The organism is Synergistaceae bacterium, from assembly GCA_017444345.1.
Lineage (GTDB): Bacteria > Synergistota > Synergistia > Synergistales > Aminobacteriaceae > JAFUXM01.
Genome location: JAFSWW010000094.1, coordinates 1 through 10,690, shown reverse-complemented (window position 1 = coordinate 10,690; position 10,690 = coordinate 1). Strand labels below are relative to the sequence as shown.

Annotated in this window: 10 protein-coding genes; all 10 read right to left on the bottom strand. The window is 41.4% G+C overall.

The window, feature by feature from the left end:
* A partial coding sequence (locus tag IJS99_07165) for a chromate transporter (protein ID MBQ7561594.1) occupies nt 1-513 on the bottom strand: 513 nt, incomplete at its 3' end.
* Nucleotides 497-1,051: a chromate transporter gene (locus IJS99_07160; GenBank protein ID MBQ7561593.1), complete on the bottom strand. Its 555-nt coding sequence runs from the start codon at nt 1,049-1,051 to the stop codon at nt 497-499. The genes IJS99_07165 and IJS99_07160, both read right to left, overlap by 17 nt.
* Before the next feature lie 7 nt (nt 1,052-1,058).
* Complete coding sequence (gene uvrB, locus IJS99_07155; GenBank protein ID MBQ7561592.1) at nt 1,059-3,044, bottom strand: excinuclease ABC subunit UvrB; 1,986 nt, start codon at nt 3,042-3,044, stop codon at nt 1,059-1,061.
* Nucleotides 3,045-3,838: 794 nt separating this feature from the next.
* A complete protein-coding gene (locus IJS99_07150) occupies nt 3,839-5,155 on the bottom strand; it encodes a phosphoglucosamine mutase (GenBank protein MBQ7561591.1) in 1,317 nt (438 codons plus the stop codon).
* 5 nt (nt 5,156-5,160) lie between these two features.
* Nucleotides 5,161-5,481, bottom strand: coding sequence for a sel1 repeat family protein (locus IJS99_07145; GenBank protein ID MBQ7561590.1), 321 nt, complete (start codon nt 5,479-5,481; stop codon nt 5,161-5,163).
* Nucleotides 5,474-5,800: a hypothetical protein gene (locus tag IJS99_07140; GenBank protein ID MBQ7561589.1), complete on the bottom strand. Its 327-nt coding sequence runs from the start codon at nt 5,798-5,800 to the stop codon at nt 5,474-5,476. The genes IJS99_07145 and IJS99_07140 overlap by 8 nt, the downstream gene beginning before the upstream one ends.
* A gap of 102 nt (nt 5,801-5,902) precedes the next feature.
* Complete coding sequence (locus tag IJS99_07135; GenBank protein MBQ7561588.1) at nt 5,903-6,742, bottom strand: hypothetical protein; 840 nt, start codon at nt 6,740-6,742, stop codon at nt 5,903-5,905.
* 14 nt (nt 6,743-6,756) lie between these two features.
* The gene (locus IJS99_07130; protein MBQ7561587.1) at nt 6,757-7,983 is read right to left on the bottom strand and encodes a hypothetical protein; all 1,227 of its coding nucleotides are present in this window, start codon (nt 7,981-7,983) and stop codon (nt 6,757-6,759) included.
* Nucleotides 7,980-8,828, bottom strand: coding sequence for a diadenylate cyclase CdaA (gene cdaA, locus IJS99_07125; GenBank protein ID MBQ7561586.1), 849 nt, complete (start codon nt 8,826-8,828; stop codon nt 7,980-7,982). The genes IJS99_07130 and cdaA overlap by 4 nt, the downstream gene beginning before the upstream one ends.
* Nucleotides 8,829-8,846: 18 nt before the next feature.
* Complete coding sequence (pyk, locus tag IJS99_07120) at nt 8,847-10,616, bottom strand: pyruvate kinase (protein ID MBQ7561585.1); 1,770 nt, start codon at nt 10,614-10,616, stop codon at nt 8,847-8,849.
* Nucleotides 10,617-10,690 lie beyond the last annotated feature (74 nt).

Here is a 10,690-nt window from a genome sequence, read left to right as displayed (position 1 = left end):
GATTGCGTTCAATAATAATACTATGGGAATCGACACGCGAAATTTTATCAGCAAAATTAAATCTATTACTCCCATTATAATAGACGGCACATGAATATTTTGATTTATATCTACATAATTTACTAGAATCAAATCTATAACTATCCCGGCGACCATTCCCACGCAGGCAGGCCTGACTCCTATCATGATTTGTGCGAGTCGTTTATTTTGCTTGAAATGTTGAAAGAATAACGCAGCTATAAAACATAACGTGAAAGTCGGAGAAAGCGCGCCCATATTCGCAACAAATGCACCGAGAAAGCCAGCCGCACGCATTCCCGCAAAAGTCGCACAGTTTAAGCCTAGAGGTCCGGGGGTCATTTCTGCAATTGCTACAATGTCAGATACTTCGTGAGCAGTCATCCAGCCGTGTGAAATCATTTCGCTTGAAATAAGGGGGATCATTGACAAGCCGCCGAAACTTGTAAAGCCGATTTTAACAAAGCTCCAGAATAATTCAAGCAATAACATCAAAATTTTTCACCCTCTCATAGTACTCACAAAGAATCAGCCCGATAAATGCGCCGATTATAACAAGCCAGACGCAGCTAATACGCACGAAAAAATATAATGCGAACATTAACAGCGCAATAATATAACAGGGGGGGATCTTGAAGGCACTCTTACCCATTCCCGCCAAAGCACTAATTATAACGGGAGCTACAGCAACACGAACCCCGCGCATAGCAGACGAGACCCATATATTATCCTGAAAAGCTGTGTAAAAGCTCGTAATCATAATTAATACAATCATGGGAGCTGTAATCATTCCGAACACACAGGCAAGTCCCCCGAAAAATCCCGCTTGACGATTCCCGAAAAACATCGCGATATTTCCTATCATTGTGCCCGGTAAGCTGCGGCCTATGCTCGTTATATCAAGCAATTCTTCAGGAGTCAAAATTTTTTCGCGCTTTACGTAGATTTCATTCATTTGTGCGACAATGCTCCAGCCCCCGCCGAACGTGAAACAGCCGAATTTGAGAAATTGTAAATATAATCTCAGAAGCATTAATAAATTATTCCCCCTTTTTGATTTCATTAATAGTATCACGAATCACAGCCGCCCGTTCAAAGTCTAATTTTTCTACAGCTTCCCACATTGCGCGTTCTAGTTCCTTGAGAGTTAATTTATTTGCTGATTTCTTGTGAGTGCCTGACTCTTTTATGCCTGATTTACTTGATTCATATGCTGTGATTAATTCCGGAGGCAATAAGTCGGCTATATCTTTTGTGATACTCTTAGGCGTTATATTATTTGCTTTGTTGAATTCTATTTGTCGTTCACGCCTGCGTTTAGTCTCGTTTACTGCCTTGTTAATGCTTTCTGTTATTATATCGGCGTATAAAATTATCTTGCTGCCAATATTTCGCGCTGCACGTCCCATAATTTGAATCAGTGATCTATATGAGCGCAAATAGCCCTCTCTATCAGCGTCAAGAATTGCAACAAGTGTAACTTCAGGGAGATCCATTCCCTCGCGCAGTAAATTAATTCCGACTAAGACATCAATTTGTCCTGCCCGCAAATCCCGTATTAATTCGGCCCGCTCAAAAGTATTTAACTCAGAATGAATATATTTGACTCTAAATTTTAATTCGCTTAAATAGTCCGCTAAGTCTTCAGAAGATTTTTTTGTGAGAGTGAGAACTAAAGCGCGCTCATGTTTATTAACGCTGTCTCGTAATTTATCTATTAAGTCATCAATTTGAGTTTTTGCGGGTAAAATTTCGACTTCAGGGTCAGGGATTCCGGTGGGTCTGATTAACTGCTCGACAATTTTAGAAGACTCTTTTAACTCATAATCGCCCGGAGTAGCTGACACAAAAATTGCCTGATTGATTCGTGATTCGAACTCGTGCCACTTGAGAGGCCTGTTATCTAAGCATGAAGGGAGCCTGAAACCGTTTTCTACAAGAGATTTTTTCCGCGCGCTGTCCCCGTTTGACATGCCGTTAACCTGCGGCAAAGTTATATGTGACTCATCAACTATCATAATAAAATCACTTGGGAAGAAATCTATCAAAGTCCCCGGCGGGTCTCCTTTCTTGCGTCCATCAAGATAGACCGAATAATTTTCGATTCCTGAACAGTAGCCGGCCTCCTGTAACATTTCGAGATCATATAGAGTCCTCATTTTGATTCGTTGAGCTTCGATTAATTTGCCCTGTGAGATAAAATTTTCTTCAATTTTTGATAATTCAGCTTTTATTAGGGGGATTGATTTATTAATCGAGTCAGATTCAGTTACATAATGCTGCGCAGGAAATATCGAGGCTTCCTTTACGCTTTCTATTATATGGCCGGTCAATGGCTGAGTTAAATCAATGCGTTCTATTTCGTCATCAAAGAAAGTTACGCGAATACATGACTCATCTTCATAGGCGGGGAATATCTCTACAGTGTCGCCCCTGACTCTGAATTTGCCGGGCTCTGGAGTGTAGTCGCTGCGTTCATAATAATTTTTGACGAGGTCAGAAAGGAAATCGCGCTGATCTATTCTGTCATTTACTCTAAATGAAATTATAGCGTTCTCGTAATTTTCTCGCAGTCCAAGCCCGTAAATACATGAAACACTTGCGACAATTATAACGTCCCTTCTTTCAATAAGTGCCTTAGTAGCCGAGAGTCTTAATCGCTCTATTCTGTCATTAACTGACGCATCTTTCTCTATGTAAGTATCACTTGAAGGAATATAGGCTTCAGGCTGGTAATAATCATAATAGCTCACGAAATAACGCACGGCATTTTCCGGGAAGAAATTTTTAAACTCGCTGTATAATTGAGCTGCCAAAGTCTTATTATGAGCTAATACGAGCGCAGGACGATTTAAATTTGCTATTACATTTGCGATCGTGAAAGTTTTGCCGCTGCCTGTAACTCCCATTAAAGTCTGAAATTTATTCCCGGCGATTATGCTTTGAGTCAGTGAGTCAATAGCTTCGGGCTGATCTCCTGAAGGCGGCCAATTTGAATGTAATACAAAATGTTTTGACGAAATCATAATAAATATATTTCTCCCTGTAATTATTATATATGTGAATGGTGTATAATTATATCAATTCGACGCGGAAGAGGTCGCACCGAATGAACTGCAAAGGCGGGCCGAAGCGGGGAGGAGACCCCACCTCAGTAAGCCTTCATTACAACAAACAAAGATCATACCTTAATGGGTGAAACAGTGTCGAATCACCCTTAAAAGAATTTCAAGGACTGTTGCAGCAACAGAAATGTACTGTAGCAGTTCTATCATTCTGTCGAGAAAATCCTTCACTGGCTTTCACCTCCTTTCGGCCAATATAGGCTTGCAGGAAGTGTCCCCTGGCGAGCCTCGTTCCGATAAAGCTAGAACGCCTCTCCGAGAAATATTTTATCATCATAATATTGAAATCGCGAAAATAAAATTTTTTGAATGGTGTATAATTTAATTAAGTCGTCCGGGAGAGGTTTCGGACATTATCTTAATAAATCAGGCTGACCGGAGCGGGGTTTCTGACATCCCCACAACGGCAACAAGCCCGAAAGTGAAGACAATTAACGCTTAAGTGTACGGATTAAATCCGTTAGTGCTCGTACTAGTTCAGTAATGACTTTTACGAGCTTTATTATACTTTTCACGCTATCACCTCCTCTCAGCTAATAAGACTGCGAGGAGTACCCCTCGGTGAGCCTCGTTCCTAATACGTGTCTTGTATCGTGGAACGCCTCTCCTGAAAATATTTTATCATTATCACAGAGATTCACGCAAAAAAATAACTCCCGCTATATTGCAGAAGCTATTATTATCTTTATTATTCTTTAAGCAAATTTCAGCATTTCGGACTCTAATACATTCGAGACTTCTTCAACTAAATTTTTTTCCGGAGCTTCAACTAATATTCTTAATAGCGGCTCTGTCCCTGAAGTCCTGACAAATATACGGCCTGATGTAAATTTGCCTTGATATTTATTTACTATTAAATTTATAGCGTCCATATTAACTTCATTGCGCGGGCGTGTCAAAGTCAAATTAACTAATTTTTGCGGATAACGTCCGAACCTGTCAATCAAAGTATTAACATTTTCGCCTAAATCTTTAACAGCATTCAAGAATAACATCGCAGTACATAAACCGTCGCCGGTGCTTGTAAAGTCGCTCGCTATAATATGGCCTGACTGTTCCCCGCCGAGTTTTGAGCCTGTTTCGCGCATTTTCTCGAGTACGTATCTATCTCCTACAGGGCAGCGATAAGTTTTTATATTCTCGCGTAATAAATGATTTTCGAGTGCAAGATTACTCATAACAGTAACTACTACGCTTTCACACTTAAGCCAGCGGGCAAGAACCCATAAAATTATATCGCCGTCAATAATTCTGCCTTGTGAGTCGCAGATTAATACTCTATCTGCATCGCCGTCAAAAGCAAATCCCATAAATTTTTTATGCGCTATAACATAACTTGTTAAATTTTCCATGTGCATGACTCCGCAGGATTTATTAATATTCAAGCCGTCATAATCACGTGAAATTATATCAGAGTCAAGTCCGCAGATTTTCACCAGTTCCGGCACTGTCTCAGCACTCGCTCCGTTTGCACAGTCGAATACGATATTATTAATTGCTGCTTCAGGCTTCAAAAATTTTGCTATATGACTTGTATATGAATTCACGAGATATTTTGCCTCATGAATCCGGCCTATTTCATGACTCGTGCTGGGTGACTCGTTTAATAAATTCTCGATTGCCTCTTCTGACTCGTCCGAGAGTTTGCAGCCGTCTGAACCTAAAAATTTTATGCCGTTATATTCTGCGGGATTATGCGAGGCACTTATTACAGCTCCCCCGTTTGCTTGTAATTCTTTGATTGCATAACTGAGTCCCGGCGTGGGAATTACTCCCGTTAAATAGACTTCTGCGCCCTCTGAACTCATGCCGGAAAATAGCGCGCCTTCCAACATTTGACAGCTCAAGCGGGTATCACGGCCAATTAAAAATTTTTTCCCGCGTGAGAACTTAATAAATGCCCGGCCAAGTTTTAAAGCTGTCTCGCTCGTCATTTTGCCGGAATTTGCCACGTCACGGACTCCGTCAGTTCCGAAAAGTTTTCGCAAGTTTGATTCTCTCCTTATGATAATTATTATTATTTATTATTCAAGCGTTCAAGGGCTTCTTCTGCGGATTTGTGTCCCTTTTTAGCAGTGAGTTCGTACCATTTGCGAGCCTCGTTTAAGTCTCTCTTCACGCCCTTGCCGTATTCGTACATGTAACCTAAACAATATTGCGCTATAGGATCCCCGCCTTCAGCAGCTTTGCGCCACCAATAAACAGCTTGCATATCATCTTTAGGCAATCCGCCCCTGCCGTATTCGTACATGTAACCTAAATTATTTTGCGCGTAAGTATTCCCGCCTTCAGCAGCTTTGCGATACCAATAAACAGCTTGCGTATCGTCTTTAGGCAAATCCGCCCTCGCCTAAAAAATACATGTAACCTAATCTATTTTGCGCGTCAGTATTCCCGCGTTCGGCAGCTGCTTTTATCTCTTCAATAGTCTTGAGTGCTGCAAATTCTCTCTTATTGAATAAAAATTTTAGCTCACTTGCAACATTATCCGCGCTGAATTTTCCCGACTTCATTTGAGCTAGCATTACTCCGCTAATATCTTTCTCAAGGCCTGACGCTATATTCCCGTACTCAATGCAATTTATGGCCTCGTCCTTATCGCCCAGCGCATAATAAAATGTTCCTGTAAAAATATTGCTCTCCCAGTCATCGGGCAATGTGTAATCTCTGACTATTTCAATTAAAGATTTAATTTTGCTGATATTTTCACTTGAGAGAGACTCATATTTTGCGAACTGGCAAATTTCGTATTTAACAGCTTAGAGTTTATACGGGTCATAATTCAGGACTGGCCGCCAGACTTCATTAAATTTTTTGTAGGACTCGCTGCATTCTGACTCATTGCCTGACTCCAGCGCAGAATTTGCCCTGAAATACCAGTAAGGCGGATACACTTTAAATTTACGTTCTATGAATTTCAACCGGCCAAGACGCTTTAAAGAGTCCTTCTCGTCCATGATGTTCAGGAATTCCCGCACGTTTTCTTGAGTCAGCCTGTATTCATTCGGGATTTTGTATTGACTCATTAAACGCCACGACGAATTAAGCAATCTGACTTGAAGTTTATTACACTCTTGAATTTCTTGTTTTGTCAGCTCCCATGATTCCGTGTTAAATTCGCGCTTTAACTGCTCCTTTGCTGCCTGATAGTCATAATAGCCTGTTCCTGTTGAACTTGCTAACGAGACAGCAAGCCCCGCCAGCCAGCCTAAAAAATTTTCTTGCTCAGGAGCCCGGACATTTGCAAAACCTTTAGACATTGCCCGATAATATGCTTCCTGCTCCTGAAGGCGCGAGATCTCCGAGAGTCTTTTTTTCTCCTGAGCACTGATAGTTTTTCCCGTTATGAAATTCATTAAATCAGAATATAACGCCGTCATTTCAGGGTCGCCCTCGATATTGCCTATTGCTAGACGGTTGATGATTCTATTATATTCATGTTCGAGGGTGATTCTGTCATGAGCCGCTAAAATTCTATTAACAGAAACTATTGCGAGATTTAACGCGCATACAGTATTTAACGGGTCATAGTCAGCAGCATTCACAGCCGGACTTGAGAACGTTAAGAGAAATATAATCAACACGAAAATTTTACGCATATAAAATCACTCCTTTATTCGACTTCATTAACAGTAACATTTGAAGGCTCAATCAAGCTAATTCTAAATCTAGCATCATCCGATAAAAATTCAGCTTTAACCGGCAAAGTAATAGGACTCATGAAAACATTTGACACGTCGACATAAGCGCGCAGCTTCAAGGCCTCCGGAGTGATTTTCGCGATTAATGACGGCCTGCCCTCAAGAGTTACAGCGACATTTGAGGGGTTGCATGAATATTTTCTGTCCCCTGAACGAATCTCAACGGGAATATTTGCGAACATTTTTTCTGCTCTTACTTCTCCCAGTGAAAGACTCACGCGGACTCCCGAATTACTTGCAAGATGGACTCCCGAAATTTCCGGCTCTCTTAAGGGTGCGACTATAGTCTGATCATTTGCAAGCAAAGAAATATCCATTACTTCAGTGTCAACAGCGTCAACTTTTGCGAGTTCTGAACTAGGGCCTTCTATTAATACTTCTGAAGGGTCAAGAACTACCGCGCGGATCTCGAAATCCTTATCAAGATAGCCAGTTAAACGCGCATTAACAGGGACTCTCTTTCTTGGCTGGCCGCTCGCTAAATTCCCCCTGAAACGAACTTGGGCAGGCTCAATTGTAACATTGCCATCGAACGGCTCAGACTGTGAGAATTTCACCGGCATTAATAACTCGTTCCCTTTTTGAAGCTCTTCAACAGTGGGAGTAACCCGGACACTTCCGACTTTTGCAATATCATCTTCTGCGCCCCTGATAGCTACTTCTTTGGGAATTATTTCTACACCTTCTATATAATGACCATCGGGAATATTCTGCGGCAGAATTGTCTCAACGTTCATTAAGCGGGTTACTTGTCTAGCTAAATCTAATACGGCCTGCGAGGGAGTAAACGATACTAAATCTATATTGCTGGGTAATTCAACGTGTATGCTTACTTCATAGCGTTTGCCGGGTAATAAATTTCTTGCGTCGATATAAGCGTGAACGAGATCATAATTTAAATTCATGATTTCATGTTCGGGGCCTCTGACTTCTATATCAATTTCCGATATTCTTTTGCGTAAAATTGCCTGAGGATCAATCCCGCGATATTCGAGTTCACAGGAAAATTTGCGCGTTATGTATGAGCTTTCATCGAGTCCAGTTACATAAACCCACATCATCAGGGAGCTTATTATAGCAATTGCCCATAAGACAACAGACGACGACAAAAAACTATCAAGATCAAAGCCTCTTCTCAATGTACTAACCTCCCGTTATCAGTGCCTCCTGAAGGATTAGACCAGAATATTTTTACAAACGAGTCTAAGAGTGAAAATTTTTCACCTTTCTGATCTCCCATGAAGTAATGCCGCAATAATTTTTCCACCTGAAAATCTTTCAAGTCTTTAGAGAGTTTGCCTTTATTTGCTAGTGAAATCTCCCCGCGTTCTTCACTGACTATGAAGACCATAGCGTCCGAGACTTCAGAGAGTCCCAAGCCCGCCCGGTGTCTTGTGCCGTACCAGCGAGATATTTCGGGAACATCAGCAAGAGGCAGATAACAGCCCCCGGCTATAATATTAAACTTGTCAAGAACTACTGCGCCGTCATGAAGGGGATTATTTATCCAGAAAATGGAGATTAATAATTCTTGAGTTATTCGAGCGTCTAAATGTATAGCTGTCTCTGTATATTCTTTTAACTCGTCATTTTGCTTCATGACAATTAACGCGCCGATTTTATGAGCCTTGAGATAACTTAATGCGCCCGATAACTGCCTGACTCTCTCTTCTGCGTCATCGATTGAGAGCCTATTATTATTATTGAAAAATTGCCATCTGCCCTTGCCTAACTCTTCTAAAATTTTGCGTAATTCAGGGTGAAACACTATGGGAATCGCAAAACTCAACGCCCATAAAGTATGACCGAGAAACCACGATAAAAGCCTGAATCTTAACACTCCGGCCAGCAATGAAAGCATAATCAGAATAAATAATCCCTTCACAAGCTGAATGGCCCGCGTGTTTACCAGTAAAACGAGAATGCGATAAATTATGAATGACACTATCGCAATGTCTATAGCACTTCTTATATTAGCCCACATTTTATTATTATATTTTCACTAAATAACGAGTCTTACAACTCCGCGATAAATTAAGCCCCTTGTGCCGTCAACTGAAATAATATCATCGTCCATCAAAGTCGAGAATGCATCGGCGACTCCGACAATACAAGGCAGATTATAATCAATTGCCAGCGAATTCCCCTCACTGAATAATAACCCGCTTTCAAATAATACTGCTCCGACCTTGTCAAGAACTGGGCGATAATCTTCATTCAATTGCCGGACGACTAATATACAACCGGGAGTAACTTTCTCTATAGCCTCTTGAGGAGTCCTAGCAATGCAAACTTTACCGACTGCGTTTTTATGTGAAAGGGGAGTCCCTGATAATAAAATATTCCCAGTTGTCAGGACTTCAACGAGATTTGTAGATCCTGCGCGCCCGACTGGTACACCTGCAGTAATTACAACAAGTTCGCCCTCAGGTAACAGGCCTTTATTCACACACGTAGTAATTGCTTCGCGGGCTGCAACGTTAATATCTGACATTTCAGAAAGCCTGACAGGTTGAACGCCCCACCATAAAGAAAGCTCGCGCCAAGTCTGCTGACTGGGAGTAACTCCTAAAATAGGACATTCAGGGCGGTGTTTGCTTATCATTCTAGCTGTGAGACCTGAACGACTCAAAGAAATTATTGCAGGAGCTTTTATTTGACGGGCTATTAAGACGGCGGCACCTGATACAGCATCGGGGACGGGGATTCCTTCAAGCTCGATCGGGTTCTGCTCGTTATTCTTGTGATTGCCCCAGAGATTTATTTCTTTCTCGGCACGGTCTAAGATTTTGCGCATAGTCTTTACTGCCTGAACGGGATAATTTCCGCTCGCTGTCTCACCTGATAACATAACCGCGTCAGTTCCGTCTAATACAGCATTTGCTACGTCGCTGGCCTCTGCTCTTGTCGGTCTGGGATTGCGAATCATTGAGTCAAGCATTTGAGTCGCAACAATTACGACTTTGCCCCTGACTCTGCACATTTCTATAATTTTTTTCTGAACTAAAGGCACATCTTCAGTCGGAATCTCAACCCCTAAATCTCCGCGAGCTACCATAACGCCGTCAACAACGTCAACAATTTCTTCAATATTCTGCACGGCCTGACTTGTTTCGATTTTAGCTAAAATTTTCATGTTCCCGCCGAGCGATTGAATCAGCCGCCTGACTTCTATAATATCACTGCGATTCTTGACAAATGAGACTGCAAGATATTCCATGCCGTGTTGAATCCCCCATGTTATATCTTGTTTATCTTTGTCAGATAATGCCGGCATAGTGAGATCTGCTCCGGGTAAATTAATTCCTTTAGTGTTGCGCAGTAAACCTCCCACTATGATTTTACAAGTAACTTCATCACCGTTAATGCTTTCTACTTCAAGATTTAGAGTTCCGTCATCGATAAAAATATTTTGTCCGGGCTTGACTTCTTGAGGCAATAATTTATAGTTCACGAAAATTTTATCTTGAGTCCCCTCAAAAGGCTCATCACAGGCACATAAAATAATTTTCGCGCCCTGATTTAGCATGACTTCTCCGCCCTGCATTATTCCCGTGCGAATTTCCGGCCCCTTAGTGTCAAGTAATGCGGCTATAGGTTTCTTTACTGCGCGTTCAACTTTTCTGATTAGCTTTAACTTTTTCTCATGACCTGAATAATCACCGTGAGAAAAATTTAATCTTGCTACATTCATACCAGACTCGGCCATAGTTTTAAGAGTGTCATAATTTTCTGAGGCCGGCCCGATTGTGCATACTATTTTGACGAACATTTTTATAATTCCCCCTGTTAAAAAATTTTCTTGTTACAATAAAATTATCACTGTTTTTGCTTTTCTCCTATTCT

What these genes read in the sequence shown, in the direction of transcription:
- IJS99_07160 (MBQ7561593.1), bottom strand. Translation starts at nt 1,051, where the DNA reads ATGCTTCTGAGATTATATTTACAATTTCTCAAATTCGGCTGTTTCACG.
- uvrB (MBQ7561592.1), bottom strand. Translation starts at nt 3,044, where the DNA reads ATGATTTCGTCAAAACATTTTGTATTACATTCAAATTGGCCGCCTTCA.
- IJS99_07135 (MBQ7561588.1), bottom strand. Translation starts at nt 6,742, where the DNA reads ATGCGTAAAATTTTCGTGTTGATTATATTTCTCTTAACGTTCTCAAGT.
- cdaA (MBQ7561586.1), bottom strand. Translation starts at nt 8,828, where the DNA reads ATGTGGGCTAATATAAGAAGTGCTATAGACATTGCGATAGTGTCATTC.
- pyk (MBQ7561585.1), bottom strand. Translation starts at nt 10,616, where the DNA reads ATGTTCGTCAAAATAGTATGCACAATCGGGCCGGCCTCAGAAAATTAT.